14 protein-coding genes are annotated in these 16,983 nt (G+C 67.9%); 6 read left to right on the top strand and 8 right to left on the bottom strand.

The window, feature by feature from the left end; translation table 11 throughout:
- The 3 genes from KEG57_RS36480 to KEG57_RS36470 form a co-directional block, all read right to left on the bottom strand.
- Entirely contained in the window at positions 1-1,608 is a 1,608-nt protein-coding gene (locus KEG57_RS36480; protein WP_272424342.1) for a carboxylesterase/lipase family protein, read from the bottom strand.
- A 110-nt stretch (positions 1,609-1,718) separates the two neighbouring features.
- Positions 1,719-2,834 carry a WD40/YVTN/BNR-like repeat-containing protein gene (locus KEG57_RS36475; RefSeq protein ID WP_272424341.1) on the bottom strand — a complete coding sequence of 372 codons (1,116 nt, stop codon included), beginning with the start codon at positions 2,832-2,834 and terminating at the stop codon, positions 1,719-1,721.
- A gap of 52 nt (positions 2,835-2,886) precedes the next feature.
- A complete protein-coding gene (locus KEG57_RS36470) occupies positions 2,887-3,516 on the bottom strand; it encodes a hypothetical protein (RefSeq protein WP_272424339.1) in 630 nt (209 codons plus the stop codon).
- A gap of 63 nt (positions 3,517-3,579) precedes the next feature.
- Here KEG57_RS36470 and KEG57_RS36465 point away from each other — a divergent pair, with 63 nt between their 5' ends.
- Positions 3,580-4,095, top strand: coding sequence for a GNAT family N-acetyltransferase (locus KEG57_RS36465; protein ID WP_272424338.1), 516 nt, complete (start codon positions 3,580-3,582; stop codon positions 4,093-4,095).
- Here the strand turns inward: KEG57_RS36465 and KEG57_RS36460 are convergent.
- The gene (locus KEG57_RS36460) at positions 4,071-4,946 is read right to left on the bottom strand and encodes an AAC(3) family N-acetyltransferase (RefSeq protein WP_272424337.1); all 876 of its coding nucleotides are present in this window, start codon (positions 4,944-4,946) and stop codon (positions 4,071-4,073) included. The two genes, KEG57_RS36465 and KEG57_RS36460, sit on opposite strands and share 25 nt — an antisense overlap.
- Before the next feature lie 75 nt (positions 4,947-5,021).
- Between KEG57_RS36460 and KEG57_RS36455 the strand changes: the two genes are divergently transcribed.
- Together KEG57_RS36455 and KEG57_RS36450 are read left to right on the top strand one after the other, a co-directional pair.
- The gene (locus tag KEG57_RS36455) at positions 5,022-6,353 is read left to right on the top strand and encodes a cytochrome P450 (RefSeq protein ID WP_272424336.1); all 1,332 of its coding nucleotides are present in this window, start codon (positions 5,022-5,024) and stop codon (positions 6,351-6,353) included.
- Positions 6,350-6,952 carry a TetR/AcrR family transcriptional regulator gene (locus tag KEG57_RS36450; RefSeq protein WP_272424334.1) on the top strand — a complete coding sequence of 201 codons (603 nt, stop codon included), beginning with the start codon at positions 6,350-6,352 and terminating at the stop codon, positions 6,950-6,952. Before KEG57_RS36455 ends, KEG57_RS36450 begins: the two co-directional genes overlap by 4 nt.
- On the opposite strand, the gene KEG57_RS36445 is transcribed toward KEG57_RS36450, so the two are convergent.
- Positions 6,931-8,502, bottom strand: coding sequence for a benzoate-CoA ligase family protein (locus tag KEG57_RS36445; protein WP_272424333.1), 1,572 nt, complete (start codon positions 8,500-8,502; stop codon positions 6,931-6,933). The genes KEG57_RS36450 and KEG57_RS36445 overlap by 22 nt on opposite strands.
- Positions 8,503-8,677: 175 nt before the next feature.
- Here KEG57_RS36445 and KEG57_RS36440 point away from each other — a divergent pair, with 175 nt between their 5' ends.
- Both KEG57_RS36440 and KEG57_RS36435 read left to right on the top strand, forming a co-directional pair.
- Positions 8,678-10,186 carry a S28 family serine protease gene (locus KEG57_RS36440; RefSeq protein WP_272424332.1) on the top strand — a complete coding sequence of 503 codons (1,509 nt, stop codon included), beginning with the start codon at positions 8,678-8,680 and terminating at the stop codon, positions 10,184-10,186.
- 81 nt (positions 10,187-10,267) lie between these two features.
- Complete coding sequence (locus KEG57_RS36435; RefSeq protein ID WP_272424331.1) at positions 10,268-11,617, top strand: nucleobase:cation symporter-2 family protein; 1,350 nt, start codon at positions 10,268-10,270, stop codon at positions 11,615-11,617.
- Between the two features lie 17 nt (positions 11,618-11,634).
- Here the strand turns inward: KEG57_RS36435 and KEG57_RS36430 are convergent, their stop codons facing one another.
- Positions 11,635-12,522, bottom strand: coding sequence for a LysR family transcriptional regulator (locus KEG57_RS36430; protein WP_272424329.1), 888 nt, complete (start codon positions 12,520-12,522; stop codon positions 11,635-11,637).
- 225 nt (positions 12,523-12,747) lie between these two features.
- On the opposite strand from KEG57_RS36430, the gene KEG57_RS36425 reads away from it, so the two are divergent.
- A complete protein-coding gene (locus KEG57_RS36425; protein WP_272424328.1) occupies positions 12,748-15,171 on the top strand; it encodes a hypothetical protein in 2,424 nt (807 codons plus the stop codon).
- A gap of 3 nt (positions 15,172-15,174) precedes the next feature.
- On the opposite strand, the gene KEG57_RS36420 is transcribed toward KEG57_RS36425, so the two are convergent.
- The gene (locus tag KEG57_RS36420; protein WP_272424326.1) at positions 15,175-16,194 is read right to left on the bottom strand and encodes a site-2 protease family protein; all 1,020 of its coding nucleotides are present in this window, start codon (positions 16,192-16,194) and stop codon (positions 15,175-15,177) included.
- Positions 16,191-16,934: a hypothetical protein gene (locus tag KEG57_RS36415; RefSeq protein WP_272424325.1), complete on the bottom strand. Its 744-nt coding sequence runs from the start codon at positions 16,932-16,934 to the stop codon at positions 16,191-16,193. Before KEG57_RS36415 ends, KEG57_RS36420 begins: the two co-directional genes overlap by 4 nt.
- Positions 16,935-16,983: the final 49 nt, after the last annotated feature.

Below are 16,983 nucleotides of genomic sequence, written 5' to 3'. Positions count from 1 at the left end.
TCAGCGCCGGTCCGGCGCCGTGGGGCTCCGAGGACTCGTCACGGCCGCAGGCGCGCCCTCGAACACCGCCTTCCAGAGATCGAGGCGGTCCTTCAGCGGATCGGGCCCGAAGACCACGCCGTCGTTCGTGAAATTCAGCACGTCGCGTCGTTCGGGGTCGTACGTTCGCCACGCGGGGCACCCTGGGCTGTTCGGATTGCCGGTCTTCGCGAAAGCGACCCAGTAGCTGCTCATCGTCCGCGCCATCGCCCAATCCGCGTAGGTCGTCTGGTCCCCCGTGGCCGCGGAGGGCGCATCGAGCGCAAAGGCAACGTCGGTGGTATGGGTGGCGCCTGGGGCCTGACCCCGGTGCGATTCCGCTACGTAGGAAAACCGGTAGAAATAGGCAGGTTGCCCGGCCCGGACCATCGCTTCCGCCAGGTGACGCGAAGGCTCGACCATCACCCGGTCGGCATGGACGTTTGGGACGAGCGCGGAGAGCTCGGCGTTCCCGTCGGGATCGTACAATGTCCGCGCCCGCGCGGAGAGCGGACCGAAGATGCTGAACAGCTCCTTTTTGGTCCGCGCCGATCCGGTGGCAAGGTCGTGAGCGGTGGCGCCCGAAATCACCGGGATCTTCGCTTGCCGACCGGCGCGTATCGCCGCCTCGGGGGATTCGACGACGAGGCGACCGTCGCGTATCGCGCCCGCGACGCCGGGCACCTGGGGACCTCCCGACAATTCCCAGAGGACCGCATTGCTATCGCTGGCCGCGACCAGCTTTTCGGCAGGGAGCGAGCGGAGCGCCGCGAGCGCCGCCGCATCCGCGCCGACGATGCCCAAGGCCTTTGCGTAATCGACGGCGATCTTTTCCGCCGCCGGGATCTCCCGGAGGGGCATCGCCGCGGCGCGCGCGGTCGGGAGGCCGGCCGAGTGCAGGATGGCCCGGTGGAAAAGGCCACGCGACATCGGCGAGGTCATCTGGACGAGGACGGAGCCGCCGCCGGCGGACTGGCCGAAAATCGTCACCTTGTTCGGATCTCCGCCGAATGCAGCGATGTTCCGCTGCACCCACCGGAGCGCCGCGATCTGATCCATGTAGCCATAGTTGCCACGCGGCTCGTTCGGCGCCTCGCGCGCGAGCGCCGGGTGCGCGAAGAACCCGAGCCGGCCGAGGCGATAATTGAGGGTCACGAGCACGACGCCCTGCCGCGCGAGGCCCGCGCCTGGATAAAGCGAAGCGCCTCCCCGGACGAGGGCGCCGCCGTGAATCCAGACCATGACGGGCAAGGCTTTTTCCGTGCGCGCCGTCGGACGGAAGACATTCAGATAAAGGCAATCCTCCGAGATGTTCGCCACATCGTCGGTCTGCATGCAGTTCGGCCGGAACGCCGAGGCTTCGAGGATGCCTTTCCAGGGTTTCACCGGCTCTGGCGCCCGCCAGCGGAGCGCGCCGACTGGCGGCGCGGCGAAAGGAATGCCTTTCCAGACCTGGACCTCGCCCTCCGTCTTGCCGTGGACGGCTCCACCGTCGATCCGGATCACCATCGGGTCGGCCGCCGCCGTCCGTGGGGCGTGGAAGCCGCAAAAGAGACCGATTGCCGCGATGATGGAAGAAACCCGCCGCATACCAGATCCCCCCGCGCAAGGCCGCCGGAGACGTGTTGCCGAGCGGATTCATGTTTCCGCGGCCTTGCCCCCGCAAGCCCTCGTCCCACGGCCGGCTTTCGCCCCTGGGGTCAGCGTGCCCCGTAATGATACACGCCGCTCGGCGTCGCGAGGTTCGTCGCGGCGACCCACGCATCCTTCGTCGAGAAATCGACCACCAGGGATTGCACCTCGAGCCCCTCGAGCTCGAGATCCTGGAAGGTTCGCCCTGCGTCCTCGGAGCGCCAGATCCCTTCGCCCCAGGTCCCGACCCATACACGCCGGCCATCGTGCGGATCCACTGCGATTACACGAATGTCGCGCATCGGCGGCTTTCGCTCTTCGAGGCGCCCGTCCGCCTCGCTCACGAAGAGCCGCGAGGACATGATCCCGCCTTGCACGAGGTAATAGGAGCCTCCGCCCGCGTACACCGAGGGAGCCTGGAGCCCGGTGGGCCCGCGATCCTTGAAATGCCGTCCGCCGTCCTCGCTCACGAAGACGTTCGAGCCCACCGCGACGACGCGTGATCCATCGGTGGCGACGCCGGTGATCGATGTGCCGTCGAGCACCTTGCTCTGATGGCCGTCACGCGCCACGCGCACGAGCCCGCGGGAGCCAACGACGAAAAACGCGTCGTCGAGCGCGGCGCCCTCGGGCATCCGCGCGGAGGCGTCCCACCCGAGCGGGACTTTTTCGAGGGACGCTCCATCGTAGCCCCACGCGAATTGGCCCTCGACGTCGACGAACCACGCGCGATGCGCCCCCGCGCCGATCACGTGCACGGGGCCCGCGATGTCGGGCACCGGGACGAACCTGCCCTCTTTGCCGAGCGAAAGGACGTCTCTGTGGCCCACGGCGAGCAGCGGCCCGTGCTCGGGACGTACCAGCGCGGCATTGTTCCATTCGTCGGTCCCGGCGATACGTTGCCACGCGCCATAACGCGGAGACACGAGGCGGACGACGGACAGGGCGAGGAGCGAAATGTGCAGGAGCGCCATGGTCGCGACGACGCCGCGCCGCACCTTCGGCTGTGTGGATGAGGGCAGGAGCTCTCCGAGCGCCGTCACGTCGAGGAGGAGGCCCAGCACCGCAAGGAGGACGGTCGCCGCGTACATCCCGTTCGCAAAGGCGATGGGCGGGAAGACGAGGAGGAACACCGCCCACGCGGCGACCTTCACCAGGCGAACGAAATTCACGACCGAGAGCACGAACGACTTCTAGCAGTTCGCGCGTGCGCAGCGGACGAGAAAGTAGGTCTTTTTACGGGCCCTCGACCGGCGCGGGCGAGGGCGCCTCTTTGCGGCGGTCCACGAGGAGCGGATAGATGATTTTCGAGGTCTGCTCGCCACGCGCGGGGCAATTCGCCAGGCGCGGGGGGCGGAAGAACGGGGGGCCTTTGCTGGGCGGCGGCGGTGGCTCTTCAGGGCAGACGACGTCGCTGCCGACCTCGAACGGCTCGAAGGTCGTCGTCCCGAGCACGGTGGCGAAGCAGGCGTCGATGCTCGGATCGGCGTGTGTCGGGAGGTCTTCGCGATTGCCGGTCACAGCCTCGATCGTCCCGCGCTCAGGGACGATGCGGGCGAGCATGTGCACGGCTTCCCCCGGGCGCACGCAGGCGCAGGCCGCGTCGTAGAGCGGGTTCATGAATCGACCGCCGTATTCGGCTGGCAGTCGGAGCACGCTCGCGCCGATCTCGTGAGGCGTCCAGTGGAAGGGGCAGTCGGCGGTCGAGACCGGCGCGCGGGGCGTTACGGGCGGAGGCGGATCTTCGGTCGGGGCGGGCGCCGAGGAGGGCGCGGGCGGCGGCTCGACGGGCGGGCGCGTCGGGCTGCAGGCGAGCCCGAGCGCCGGGAGCACCATCGAAACGGCGCAGGCGAGAACACGAACCATGGGAGAGGGAGTCCACGGGGCGCGCGGAGTTCCCGAGCCAGGGAGGTGTGGTAAAGCTCGGGCGTGACCTCGTTCATTCTGCGGCCGGCGCGCGCCGAAGACATCCCCGTGCTCGGGGCCATCGAGCGCGCCGCGGACGAGCGTTTTCGGGAGACGGCTCATGCGTCGTTCCTCGACGGGGAGACCATTCCGCTCGACGTGGCCAAGCGGGCCGTGGAGGCCGGGCGAATCACCGTCGCCGAGGTGGACGGCGAGGTCGTTGGTTGGCTCCTCGTCACCCGGCTCGGCGCGGAGCTCTGCCTCGGTCAGGTGAGCGTGCTCCCGTCGCATGGGCGTCTCGGCATTGGGACGGCGCTCTTGCGCGATTCGATCGCCCGGGCGCGCGCGGCGGGCGAGCGGACCCTCGTGCTGAACACGCAATCGGATGTCGCCTGGAACATGCCCTGGTATGCGCGTCACGGGTTCGTCGTGGTCCCGCCGGAAGAATGGTCCCCGGAGATGCGTGTGGTGACCGAGGCGCAACGTGAACACGGCATCGACTGGCATTCCCGCGTTCACATGCGTCTCGTACTCGCTTGAGGCGCGAAGTGGTTGTTCATCCAGGCGACGCCGAAGCTCACGAGGTCCGCGGCTTCGAGGAGCTCGCTCCGCGCCCGGCCCACGGTCCCTTGGCGCGCGCGGCCCGTGTCCAGATACTCTCGCAAGATGAGCGCGAAATAATCCTCGCCGGGCCATACGACGATCCCATCGCTGTCGTCCAGGCAATCGACATGGCGGATCTCGGGCGCCGAGATCCCGACGATGCGACGGTGTCGACGTACCCGGCGTTTGTCCGGCAGATCGACGAGATACTCGGCCCAGTGCAGCACGGTCGTCGTATTGAAATCGGCGCCGAGGCGGAGCACGCGCCCGCCGAGCTCACATAGTTTTTCGAGCGGCGAGCCGGGACCGAAGTAATCGTGCCACGGCGGATCACGGAGGAGCTCGGCGGCCCGCGCGCCACGAGCGCCGAATCGCCCCTCGGGATGGTCCGTCACGATCGTACCGGGGCGCTGGCGGAGCGCTTCGGCGAGGTAACCGACGTCCGGATCCGCGGGCGTACGCAGGCTGTCGAAGGGCTCGGCGTTTTCCAGATGCGCGGCGCGTTCGTGCTCGGGGAGCTCGTTCACCCAGGCCCAGTCGTCGCGCGCGCCGAGGACCATCATCAAGGTTCCGGTCTTGCCGACGGCCTCGTCGAGGGCGTCGAGGACGCCACGCGCGCCGCCTTCGACAGCGCCGATGATGCGAAGCGAAGCGTGGATCATCAATGTGTTGCCCGCGCGGACGCCGAGCTGTCTCAGGTCGCGCACGAGGTCGGTGGGGCTCTTGGGCGGGGTCGTCGGGTACATGGGCAGCGTCGTGGTGGGAGCGTAGAGGACGGGCCTGCGCAACCGAGAGCACATTCTTGACGCTTGCCGGAAACCGTAGAAACCGACACAGTTTCCTTGGTTCCCACGGAGGCCTCGATGCACACCTTGCCTGCCGGTCCTCGTTTCCCCGCGCTCCAGGCGTTCAAGTTCGCCCGCGACACGAAGCGATTTTTCCTCGATGCCGTCGGCCGTTACGGTGACCCGTTCACGCTCCGGCTGCCCATGGGGCACGTCGTCGCCACGGGGGATCCCGAGGGGATCCGCGAGATCTTCACCGCGGATCCGTCCCTTTTCACCCCGTACGCGAATCTCCCGCTCGAACCCGTGGTCGGCCGGCATTCGGTGCTCCTGCTCGACGGCGCGCGCCATCGCCGCGAGCGCAAGCTCCTCACCCCGCCTTTCCACGGCGATCGCATGCGCGCGTATGGCGACCTCATCGCGGACATCACATTGCGCAAGGCGTCCGAGCTCTCCGCGGGCGCGAAGTTCAAGGCGCAGGATCTCACCCAGGAGATCTCGCTCGAGGTCATCATCGAGGCCGTCTTCGGGGTGCGGGATCCGGCGCGCGTGGCGCTCTTCCGCGAGGCGATCGTCGGCTACATCGAGGCGTACACGCCGCCGCTCATGATGATCGAGCCCTTGCGCCGCTCCTTCGGCGGCCTCGGCCCCTGGGCGCGTTTCCAGCAGTATGTCGCGCGTTTCCACGCCCTCATCGCCGAGGAGATCGAGGCGCGGCGCAAGAGCGGCGAGGTCCGCGACGACATCCTGAGCCTCCTGCTCTCGGTGCGCGACGAGGACGGCCGGCCCATGTCCGACGAGGAAATCGACGACGAGCTGCGCACCATGCTCATCGCCGGCCACGAGACGACGGCCATTGGCATGGCGTGGGCGCTCGACGGCATTCATCGGAACTCGCGCATTCGTGATCGACTCCTCGCCGAGATTCGCGAGCTCGGCCCGACCCCGGCGCCCGAGGCGCTCGTCAAATTGCCTTATCTCTCGGCCGTATGCGACGAGGCCTTGCGGCAACATCCGATCCTCCCGATGGTCTCGCGTAAGCTCCTCGCGCCGTTCACCTTCCGCGGTCGGGAGCTCCCGCCCGGGGTCGCCGTGATGGCGGCGATCGTGCTCGTGCACAATCACCCGGAGGTGTACCCCGACGCCGAGGTGTTCCGGCCCGAGCGATTCCTGGAGCGCAAATTCACGCCGTTCGAGTATCTGCCGTTCGGCGGCGGCGCGCGGCGTTGCCTCGGGGCGGCGTTCGCGCTCTACGAAATGAAGATCGTGCTCGGCACGCTGCTTTCGGCGCACCGCTTCCAGGTGCTCTCGGCCGAGCCGCCGCACGTCGTGCGCCGCAACGTGACCCTGGGTCCGTCCGAGGGCGCGCCGCTCCGGTACCTCGGGCCCGTGCAGCGGGCCGTCGCGTGACGGCCGAGGCGGAGGCGCGCGGCCGCATCCTCGCCGCCGCGCGCCGTCTCTTTTTCGCGCACGGGTTCGGCCGCGTCACGATGGACGAGATCGCGAGCGAGCTCGCCATGAGCAAAAAGACGCTCTACCGCCATTTCGCGAGCAAGGAGGAGCTCTGCGAAGCGGTCATCGACGCCACGTTCATTGCGATCGACGCCGAGCTCGCGGCCGTGCTCGACGATACGAGCTTGGGCTTCGAGGACAAACTCGAGCGCTTCATGCGTATCGTCGCCGCCGGCTACGAAGAGGCGCGCGGGCCGCTGCTCACCGATCTGCAGCGCGACGCGCCTTCGCTCTGGACGCGCGTTGATCAATGGCGGAGCAAGGTCGTCCACACGCGCTCGCGGGCGCTCTTCTCCGCGGGCAAACGCGCGGGCGTCTTCCGGCCCGACGTGCCCGAGGATTTCGTCGTCCGTATCGTCATCAACAACGTGCAGAACATCCTCCGCCCGGACGTCCTCGCCGCGCTCGGGATGAGTTTTCCCGAGGCCTTCGCCCACTGCAAGGCGCTCTTGCTCGACGGGATCCGCGCGAGACCTCATCCCTCCCGCAGCTTGTAACGCTGGATCTTCCCCGTCGCCGTCTTCGGCAGCTCGCGCACGAACTCGATCCAGCGCGGGTATTTGTAGGGCGCGAGCCGCCCCTTCACGAAATCCTTCAGCGCGTCCGCGAGCGCCGGCGACGCTTCGTCCGGCCGCTTCAGCACCACGAAGGCCTTGGGCTTGACGAGCTTCGCCTCGTCGGCGTGGCCCACGACCGCGGCTTCGAGCACGGCCTCGTGCGCGGTGAGGGCGCTCTCGACCTCGAACGGCGAGACCCAGATCCCCGACACCTTGAGCATGTCGTCACTTCGCCCTGCATACGTAAAATAACCCTCGGCGTCGCGCACGTATCGGTCGCCCGTGCGGGTCCAGGCGCCGTGGAACGTGTCGAGGCTTTTTTGCCGCTGGTTCCAGTAGGCCACGCAGCTCGACGGCCCGCGTACCCAGAGCGAGCCGTCCTCGCCGTCGGGCACGGGCTCGCCCGCATCGTCGACGAGCTTCACGTCGTAGCCGGGGACGGGGCGGCCCGAGGTCCCGTATCGCACGTCGCCAAGCCGATTGCTCATGAAGATGTGGAGCATCTCGGTGGAGCCGATCCCGTCGAGGATGTGCGCGCCGAAGCGCAGAAGCCATTTTTCGCCTATCTCCTTGGGCAAGGCCTCACCCGCGGAGACGCAGACGCGGAGGCGATCGGAGCCGGTCTCGCGGTTGTTTTTGGGATCGGCGAGGATCGAGGCGTAGAGCGTGGGGACGCCGTAAAAAATAGTGGGGCGTTTTTCGCGGAGCACGCGCATCACGGTGTCGGGCGTCGCGCGGTCGGGCTGGTAGACGGCGGTCGCGCCGACGTGGAAGGGGAAGGTGATCCCATTGCCGAGGCCGTACGCGAAAAACGATTTCGCCGCCGAGAAGACCACGTCGTCGGGGGTGATCCCGAGCACGCGCTCTCCATAAAGAACGGCGGTCTGCTGGAGATGGGAATGCAGGTGCACCGCGCCTTTCGGTCGGCCGGTCGAGCCGGACGAGTAGAGCCAGAAGGCCACGTCATCCGGCGTCGTCGGCGCGGCCGCGAGCGTGGGTTCGGCGGCGCGGAGGAGCGCGCCGAGGTGCGCGTGTTTTCCGGAGGTCTCGTCTTCCTCGCCCACGAGCACCACGTGCTGGAGGAATTGCGCCTTCCCGAGGAGCTGCTCGAATTTCGGATAAAGTGAGGACGAGAGGACGAGCACGCGGGCGCGGCTGTCATCGAGCAAGTACGCGTAATCGTCGGGCTGTAGGAGTGTGTTCACGGGCACCGGGACGGCGCCGATCTTCATCGTCCCGAAAAAGACGGCGGGGAAATCACGGCCGTCGAGCAGGCACAAGAGCACCCGCTCCTCCATCCGGACGCCGAGCCCGCGGAGCGCGTTTCCCGCGCGGTTCACGCGTTCGGCGAGCTCCGCGTAGGTGACGGCGCCTTGAGGGTCGATGACCGCGGTCTTGTCGCCGCGCCCCTCGGCGAGGTGCCGATCGATGAAATGCTCGGCTGCGTTGTACACGCGGGGGAACGTGAGGGCAGGGGAGGGCGCGGACATCGTGACGGGAGCGTACCACAGGTCGCGCCCCGCTTGTTCGGCGATTCATGCGCCGCGTCAGAGCCGGCACGCGCGTCCTCGACTGCACGAATCGCGCGATGTCGACGTCCGGTTTGCGCGATTCGCGCAAGCCGGTTGCTCGACATGTGCACGGGGACCGGAGGGGCGCGCGGGCATGGCGTTGCTGCGAGGCGTGACGCCCGGCACGCCGATTGCCAAAATGAAAGGCATGGACATGCGGCAAAATCGTACCTTTCCCGTGATATCGATCCTCCTCGCTTTCGGCGTCGCCGCGTGCGGCACCGGAGAGGGCCCTTCGCTGGACGAATCCGTCGCCGCTGCGCAGGCGGCCGTGACCGACGAGGTCCTCGCCGAGCTCGCGTCGATCCCCGGGCTCACGGTGGTCAGCGAGAACCCCTCGAACATCCCGGGCACGCGTTTCTTCGTGCTCAAGTTCGAGCAGCCCGTGGATCACCACGACCCGGACGGACCGCGCTTCACCCAGAAAATCGCCCTTCTGCATCGCTCCTTCGACGCGCCCACGTCGTTCCTCACCAGCGGGTATGCCGTGAACACGCGGAGGGTGATCGAGGGCGAGGTCGCGGCCATGCTCCAGGGCAATCAGATCTACGTCGAGCACCGCTACTATGGCGAATCCGTGCCTCCGGGCCCGACGTACGAGCACCTCGATATCGAGCAGGCCGCTGGCGATCATCACCGGATCGCGCAGGCGTTCAGGCCCGTCTATTCAGGTCGCTGGATTTCCGGCGCCTCCAGCAAGGGCGGCATGACCTCGATCTATCATCGCTACTACCACCCGGACGACGTGGACGGCACGGTCGCCTACGTGTCGCCGTCCACCTATTCGCCGAGCGATCCGCGGTACGTCACCTTCATCCGTCAGGTGGGGGACCCGGTGATGCGGGCGAGGTTGATCGCATACCAGCGCGCCCTTTTGGCCCGGCGTGAGCAGATCGTGCCGATGATGGTGGCGGAGATGGCCGAGTGGGGCCTCACGTACGATATCGTGGGGGCCGACCGGGCCTTCGAGTTCGGCGTCGTCGAGGCCTCGTTTTTCTACTGGCAGTTCTGCCCCGTGGATTTCTGCGAACCTCATCTCCCAGCGCCGGACGCGAGCGACGAGGAGCTGCTTCACTTCTTCGTCGACTACCTCGGCGCCCCGTTCAACTACGACGACGAGACCATCAACGTGTACTACGGGCCCTATTTCTACCAGTCGGCCACCCAGCTCGGCCATCCGCGTTTCGACGAGGCCCCCTTGATGGACCTCTTGCGGTATCCGGGGGAGGATCAAGCGAAAAACCTGACGCCCGTGCCGGTGACGATCCCGTTCGACTACGGCCTCATGGCGCACATCGAAGCGCGGACGTGGGTGCGTGGCGAGCGGATGCTCTTCATCTATGGTGAAAACGATCCTTGGAGCACCAACCCGTTCGAGGCCCGGGCGAAGAACGACGCATTCCGGTACATCGTGCCCGACGGGCACCACGGCGTGGACATCGCAGACCTGCCCGAGGACGAGCGATTGCACGCGATGAGCCGCATCTTCGATTGGGCCGACGTGCCGTTCGATCCTTCGGCCGCCCGGATGGCCGCGCCGCTCGCGCCGGAAGTCGAGGAAGACGAGGGCCCGGGGGCGCGCTTCCGCTTGCCGCTGCGCTGAGGACGATTGTCGAGCCCATCACGGCCGCGGGCGCGCTTGCCCGGGTCTTGCGTTCGCGGCCGCGCGGGGCGATCCTCGGCCATGGCCTCGCAAAGTGCCCCCGATCCCGTCGACGCGTGGCTGCCGCTGCCGCGCCTTCTCGCGTATGGCCTCCAGCACGTGCTCGCCATGTACGCCGGCGCCGTCGCGGTGCCGCTCATCGTCGCCGGCGCCCTCGGCCTCTCGCGGGAAGAGCTCGTCTATCTGATCGGCGCCGACCTCTTCACCTGCGGCCTCGCGACGCTCGTGCAGACCGTGGGCTTTCCGGGCTTCGGCGTGCGATTGCCGGTCATCCAGGGGTGTACGTTCGCCGCCGTCGGCCCGATGATCCTCATTGGCAAGACGGGCGGCCTCCCTTCCGTGTACGGCGCCGTCATCGCGGCCGGCGCGCTGACCTTGCTCGTCGCGCCGTTTTTCGCGCGATTGCTCCGGTTTTTCCCGCCGGTCGTGACGGGCAGCATCATCACGCTCATCGGGATTTCCTTGCTCCCCGTCGCCGTGCGCTGGGCGGGCGGCGGGGATCCGTCGTCCCCCGATTTCGGCGCGCCGGCGGCGCTCGGGCTCGCGTTCACCACGTTCGCGCTGGTTCTTCTCTACAAACGCGTGCTCACGGGATTCTGGCAAGGCGTGGCCGTGCTGCTCGGGCTCGTGTCGGGGACGCTCATCGCGGCGGCGCTCGGCAAGCTCGATCTCGCGGGCGTGCGCGAGGCGCAATGGATCGCCGTGACCAAGCCCTTCGCATTCGGGCTTCCGCATTTTGATCCGGGGGCGGTGGCCTCGATGGCCCTCGTCATGCTGGTCGTCATGGTGGAATCGACAGGGGATTTCGTGGCGCTCGGCGAGCTCACGGGAAGGCCCTTGACGCCCGAGGCGCTCGCGCGCGGCCTGCGCGCCGATGGTTTGTCCACGATGCTCGGCGGCGTGCTGAATGCATTTCCGTACACCGCGTATGCGCAGAACGTGGGCCTCGTGGCGCTCTCGCGCGTGCGGAGCCGCTGGGTCGTCGCGGCGGCGGGCCTGATCCTCGTCGTGCTCGGCCTCTTGCCGAAACTCTCGGCGCTCGTCGCGGCGATTCCGGCGCCCGTGCTCGGCGGGGCGGGGCTGCTCATGTTCGGGCAGGTGGCCGCGAGCGGGTTGCGCACGCTGTCGCGGGTCGATTTCGACAGCGAGCAGGGGCGCATGAATGGATTGATCGTCGCCGCGACCCTGGCCGTGGGCCTCATCCCGCTCAGCGCTCCGGGGTTCTGGCGAAGTTTGCCCCCGTGGCTTCAGGTGATCCTGCAAAGCGGCATCACGGCCGGCAGCGTGACCGGCATCCTGCTCCACGCGGTGTTCGCCCGCGGGAGAGAATCCTCAAAAGACGCCGCTCACGCCGATCCCCGGAGCCCGTGAAACGCCGTCGCTGACCATCACAGCCCGAGTTTCCCGAGAAATGGCTCCAGCAGATCGAGCATCGCCTTGATGCGCGGGATCTCGGAGAGCACGGCCGGCACGACAACACGGAATCCGATTTCCCGGCCCACGACGTCCGGCAGGACCGAGACGATCGTGCCCGCGGGGACCCCGTCGTCGGGGATCCCGGGGTCGGGGACGAGCGCGATTCCGCGTCCCGCGACCGCCATCTGCCGAATCACGTGAATGTCTTGCGCTGTGACGATCGGCGCGACCGGGAACGTGCCGCCGCGGAGCAGCGGCCACGATCGTCCATCCTCGCCCGGTGCCTCCCAGGCGAGCAAATCGTGATTCGCGAGCTCCTCGATGAATCGCGGTGTTCCGCGCCGTGCGAGGTATTCACGCGACGCGACCAGCCACATGCGGACGCGCATGAGCTCGCGTGAGACCCACGGCCCCGCGGGGCTCGTGTCGCCGAAATGGAGGGCGAGGTCCACGTTCTCCATGAGACCCCCGACGGGATTGTCGCTGAAATGCAGCCGGAAGGCGAGGCGCGGGTACTTGCGCGCGATGCCGTGCACGTGGAGAAGGAGCTGCGGGGGCAAACCCACGGGCAAGAGGACACGAAGCACGCCGGCCGGCTCGGATCCGGCCTCGCGGACCGATTGCAGGAGCGCGTTCGACTCCTGCACCATCAGCCGCCCGCGCGCCGCCAGGAGTTTGCCCGCCTCGGTGAGGGAGACCCCGTCCCGCGTCCGATCGACGAGGGGCACACCGGCGCGCGCTTCGAGTTGATCGATCCTCCGGCGCAAGGTCGCGCGCGGCATGTGGAGGGACGTCGCCGCGGCCAGGAACGAGCCGGCCTCGGCCACCGCGAGAAAGGCTCGGAGCTCTTCGAGGTCCATGAGATGTTCGTTTCCGGAGCACCGGGTGGCCGAGATTGGCCATGCCATGCCCCCATCGTCAGGCCGAGCCTACCATCGAACGACGCGGCTCGGCCATCTCCACTTCGAGGGTGTCCACGCGTGGACATCCCGTGGCGAACCCTGGCCATTGTGGAGATTTGGCGTCGAGCTAGGTTCGATTCGTGAGGCGCCGATGAGCCCGCCTCGACGACCTTCGGAGGCACCGTGAACCACTGCCACGACCACTTCAGGACCTTCCTCTTGCGATGGATCGCATTTGCGCTCGCGTTCGTCGGGAACGCGGCGATCGCCCGCGCCACCGTCGTCACGCCGACCGACGACACCCACGTGGACCTCGAGAGCGCGGGCCCTTACGGCGGCTCGACCGAGCTCGTCGTCAAGATGAAGCGCAACACCAGCACGGACCAATCGTACAACGCGGTGTCGGCCGTCATGCGGTTCCAGATCAACCCAACCGACAAGGCCACGGACGCGGCGCTTTACCTCGACCTCTCCAGGTTCGACGAGGCGCTCTCCTGCGACTTCCGGATCTGGGGCCTCGCCGAGGCTTCGGGATCCATGGAAGACGTCGAGGAGGAATCGGCCAAGTGGTCGAATTTCTTCGGCGTCATCACCAATACCGCCGTGGGCATGAACACGTCCGCGGCCGGCGTCTTCGACGGTAACCCCGCCACGACCGCGAAAGACCCGCTCGGGACGATCACGCTCACGCAGGCCGACCTCAACAAGACCGTGCGATTCTCGAGCGCGGCCCTGGTCGACTTCATCAACGCCGATAGCGACGGCGTGATCACGCTCATCATCACGCGTGTCCTCCGGAGCAACAGCTTCGACACTGCGTTCGCCTCGAAGGAGCACACGACCCTGAGTGGGCCGCGCCTCTTCATTCAGGCCGAAGAGACGCTCGGCGCAGGCGCGGACACCTATGCTCGCTACGGGGATGCGACGGTCCACGGGGCCGAGAGCAACATCCTCGTGAAGAACAACGGCGGCACGCACGCCAATACACGCAAGGGCGTGGTTCGTTTCGAGATGACGCCTGGCACCAAGGTCGAGAAGGCCACCGTGCGCCTCGACGTCGCGAATTACTTCCAGGACGTCGGCACGGTCCCGGAGAGCTTGAACTTTGCCGTCTTCGGGATCCGTGACGGCGCGGCGTCCGAGAGCTTCAACGAGGCGACGGCGAACGACGCGACGTTCTCGAACGAGATCGACAGCTCGTCCGACGGCGTGCGGAACTCGGAGGTCGATTCGCTCGGGCAATTCACGGTGAAGCGCACCGACGTGGGCAAGACCGTCTCGTTCACCAGCGACGCGCTCGTCGATTTCATCAACGCGGACACGAACGGCAAGATCACGCTCGTTCTCATCCGCGCCAAATACACGCCGTACCTGAACTTCGCGTTCGCCGCGAAAGAGAGCACGACGCTCGAAGGCCCGCGCCTCGCCCTCACGCACGCCCTCGACGACGTCCCGGCGCCGACCATGAAGTTCGTCTATCAGGACGTCGACGCCGACAGCGTCCCGGATCTCCTGCTCGTCGTCGAGCTGCCGGGCGGCAATGGGTTCGTCGTGGCCGATCCCTTCGTGATCGCCGAGGCGTTGCGCACGGCCGGATACAACTTCGGCGTCGGCACGGACTTCTGGGAGACGCTCAGCGTCACGCAGCAGGCGGGTTTGCTCGCGACGGTCTCCGATCTCGTGGCGAACGTGGGCACGACGGTCGAGGCGGCCGAGCTCGACGCGGCCCGCCAAGGCCTGCCCGAGGGGCGCACGTATGCGGTGGGCACGTTTTCGGGTGATTTCGAGTCGTCGCGCTACGGCATGACCTATTCGGGCTCGCTCCTCTCGAGCTCCTCGCAGAACGCGCTCGGGTATAGCTCGGTGGAGATCGGCTCCGGCCAGGCCGGCGCGATGTTCACGGACGACGGCGTCTCGCTGGGCTTCGAATCGAACCTCGTCGTCCTCACGACGGGCGTGGGTGATCCCTCCGGCACGACCGCGTCGCTCAACCTGTCGGCCGGCGTGGGCCTGTACGGCGAGCTCAAGTATGGCAAGGATGGGCAATACGGGTTCAGCGTCCCGCTCGTGGTCGTCCCGGTCGGCGTCTCCGTCTACGTGAAGGGCAGCGACGCCGTCGCCTCGTTCAATTCGCTGAAGAACTGGGTTGTCGGCTGGAACCAGTCGCTCCTGACCATGGCCTATAACCTCCACGCGTGGCAAATCGACTGGACCGCGGACGTCCGCGTCGGCCTCGTCGACGCGGTGAACGACGGCCGTATCGTGATCAGCCATCACGCGGGCGTCGCGGTGGTGTGGACGCGGGAGGCCGCGCGGGAGTCGACGGTTTGGCTGCATGGAACCACCCAGGAGGTCGGCTCGAAGCTCAACAGTGCCGCCGCGACGGCCAGCACCGCGCTCATGTCCACGGCCGAGAATGCAGCCGCCGAGCTCACGAACTGGACCTCGACGGCCGGGTCGGTCGTGAATTCGACGCTCGATTCGACCCTGGGCTGGTTCGAGGGCGGCGTGTCGGACCTCGAGGACCTCGCGGACGACGTGGCCGGCGGGGTCACCGACGTCGCGGACGACGTGGGCGAGGTCCTCTGCAAGGTGTTCTGCTTCTGATCATCAGCCCGGCGGGGCGGCCTTCCCGGCCGCCCACGCAATCGCCGACAAGGCGACGAGAAGCCCGGCGAACGTGCGAAATGCGCGCGGATCTCCCTCCGCCGGCAAATCTCGTTTGAGCCGCAAGCTTCCCGCCGCGCACACGACCCAGCCCATCACGTCGCCCGAGAGCAGCGCAGCGAGCGCGGCGATCGTCAGCACGATCCCCCGTTGCCGCGTATCGAGCGCCCGAAAGCCGCGTGCGCCGTCGAGTTGCCAGACCGGGACCAGGTTGAAGACGTTGATCGTCGCGCCGACGCTCGCCACCGCGAGCATCGTGGGCTCCTTCAGGACGAGCCCCGCCGCGAGCGCGACCGCCGCCGCGGCGCATCCCCACACGGGCCCTGCGAGCCCGACCCGCGCGTCCTCGCGGGCGTCGATCGGATACTGCCGCATTCGCACGAGGGCCCCGAGGCCGGGCACGAACATCGGCGCGGTCGCCTGGATTCCATAGAGTCGAAGCGCCGCGACGTGTCCCATCTCGTGCACGTAGATCGAGGCCACGAGCCCGAGCGCGAACGAGAGCCCGCGGGATCGATCGAGCGCGATCCACGCGAACATCGAGAGCAGCGTCGGCAACGACGCGAGCCCCGAGAGGAGCAGCTTCGCCTTTCCGAGCAGCGAGAGCAGGAAGTATTTGAGGTTCCACGCGACGAGCGCGACCGCGCCGAGGCCCGCCACCGCCTTCGCGCGGCCGCCCTGCGACTTTGGCGTGTTGCCAGCCTTTTCAAGGGCCAGGCTGAGCCGTTGGATCGTCTCGCCGACCACGCGGTGTTGCGTGCTGCCCGGGGGCAAGAGGCCGAGCGCCTCGCGCCAGTGCGTGAGGGCGTCGGTGAAGCGGCCGTCGCGCTCGGCGGCCGCGCCGTCCGCGGCCAGGGCCGCGAGGCGCGCGCTGTGCACGAGCTTGCGACAGGCGGGGCAAGCGAGCATGCCCGGGGCGAGCTCCACTCCGCAGGCCGCGCAGCGCGAGACGGCGTCGTTCACGGGGTCGGGCTCGGGTTCACCTGGTACGGGCCGCTGATGGCGACGGGACCGCCGATCCCTCGCGACGCCTGCCACGCGGTGCGCAGGCCGAAGAAGATGATGAGCGCGCCGAGCACGCCGCTGAAGCCGCTCGTGATGTCGAGGAACGGCGCGGCGAGCGTCAAGCCCGCGGTGAGGACGAAGTAGATGACGCCGCCCACGAGGCCGAGGCTCTGCTCCCCGGAGTCGCCTTGTTGGAACGCGCCGAGGATCACCGGGAGGTAGCCCATCGCGGACGCAAGGTACGTGAGCACGACCGCGAGCACCTGATGTTTCGTGCTGCCGAAGCCACGCGTGACGCGCTGGACGGCGCGCCCGACGAGCAAGCCGATGCCGATGGTCGCGAGCGCGAGCTGGATCTGGGTGAAGTGGACGAAGAGCGCGTACACGAGGCCGAGGCCGAAGGCGACGGCGCCGGCCTGGAGAAAAGCCTTTCCGAAGGCCGCGCCGCTGCGGGCATCTTCGACGGAGCGATGCACGCCGTCACGACACGAGCTGCACAGGACCTTGTCGAGGAGCTGATAGTACGCGGTCGTGATGGCCGACGCGCAGATGCCGCACTGCACGTGCTTGGCCGCGGGCTCGCCGAACTCGGCGCGCTCGAAATCAAGCAAGGCCTGCGCTTCGGGCGCGGCCGGCGCTTCGGGCGCGGTGGGCGCTTCAGGTTCCGCAGGCTTCGTATCGAGTGTGGCTTCGCTCATCCCCCGATCTCCATCGGCAGAGTTGAGCGTTACAGGCGAGCGAAGTCAA

Source organism: Polyangium jinanense (assembly GCF_028435365.1).
The sequence above is the reverse complement of the archived record's forward strand: the minus strand, read 5'-3'. Positions and strand labels throughout refer to the sequence as shown.

Coding starts and splice junctions, on each gene's coding strand:
- KEG57_RS36415 (WP_272424325.1), bottom strand. CDS start 16,934: ATGAGCGAAGCCACACTCGATACGAAGCCTGCGGAACCTGAAGCGCCC.
- KEG57_RS36480 (WP_272424342.1), bottom strand. CDS start 1,608: ATGCGGCGGGTTTCTTCCATCATCGCGGCAATCGGTCTCTTTTGCGGC.
- KEG57_RS36455 (WP_272424336.1), top strand. CDS start 5,022: ATGCACACCTTGCCTGCCGGTCCTCGTTTCCCCGCGCTCCAGGCGTTC.
- KEG57_RS36430 (WP_272424329.1), bottom strand. CDS start 12,522: ATGGACCTCGAAGAGCTCCGAGCCTTTCTCGCGGTGGCCGAGGCCGGC.
- KEG57_RS36470 (WP_272424339.1), bottom strand. CDS start 3,516: ATGGTTCGTGTTCTCGCCTGCGCCGTTTCGATGGTGCTCCCGGCGCTC.
- KEG57_RS36435 (WP_272424331.1), top strand. CDS start 10,268: ATGGCCTCGCAAAGTGCCCCCGATCCCGTCGACGCGTGGCTGCCGCTG.
- KEG57_RS36440 (WP_272424332.1), top strand. CDS start 8,678: ATGGCGTTGCTGCGAGGCGTGACGCCCGGCACGCCGATTGCCAAAATG.
- KEG57_RS36445 (WP_272424333.1), bottom strand. CDS start 8,502: ATGTCCGCGCCCTCCCCTGCCCTCACGTTCCCCCGCGTGTACAACGCA.